Annotated in this window: 1 protein-coding gene; it reads left to right on the forward strand. The window is 64.9% G+C overall.

The window, feature by feature from the left end; genetic code table 11:
* On the forward strand, positions 1-717 hold a 717-nt coding region (locus tag ON29_RS29840; RefSeq protein ID WP_040871447.1), incomplete at both ends, for a DUF4226 domain-containing protein.

A 717-nucleotide genomic window follows, 5' to 3' on the forward strand; every position in this document is an offset into this window, starting at 1 on the left:
GGGGTCGGGTAGGGGTGGGGAGGAGGAGCTGGAGCCGGAGCCGTTGGTGGATCCGGAGGTGGTGGCGGGTGTGTTGCCGATGGCCGGGATGATGGCGATGGGGATGTTGCCGTTGATCGCGTCGGCGTTGGCGGGTTTGGGCAGTGGTGGTGGTGGTGGTGGGGGTTCGGCGCCGGTGGCGGCGGGTGGGGCCGATGGTTCGGGTGTGGCGGGGATGTCGCCGGAGGCGGCGCAGGCGTTGGATGTGTTGAAGCAGTTGGAAGGGGTGTATGGGGAGGGAGATCCGTCGGATCCGCAGATGCGGCAGGTGCCGCAGCCCTCGGGTGGTTCGCCGGGGTCTTCTGGTAGTGGTGCGACGACGCGGGCGATTCGGGCCAAGCGGTTGTTCCAGCGCAACGCGGCCAAGGCGTTCAACAATGTGGACAACCAGTTGGTGTCGTATATCGGGAGTTTGAAGGGGTCGAACAAGGTCGACAAGAAAGCGATCGTCAAGCTGGTGCGTGAGGTGAACGTGGCGTTGGCCGAGTTGGGCCCGCAGGCGTACACGAAGGCCGGGCAGCAGAAGGTGCATCAGATCCTGACCGCGGCGTTGCAGAAAGCGCAGGCGATCGTCTCGGGTGGGAACGCCACCTCCAGTGACACCGCTGCCGCGATCAACCGGTTGACCAAGCAGTACCTGTACAACATCGCGGGTAAGAACTACAAACCACCCACCGG

The sequence above is a fragment of the Nocardia exalbida NBRC 100660 genome (assembly GCF_000308575.1).
Taxonomy (GTDB): domain Bacteria; phylum Actinomycetota; class Actinomycetes; order Mycobacteriales; family Mycobacteriaceae; genus Nocardia; species Nocardia exalbida.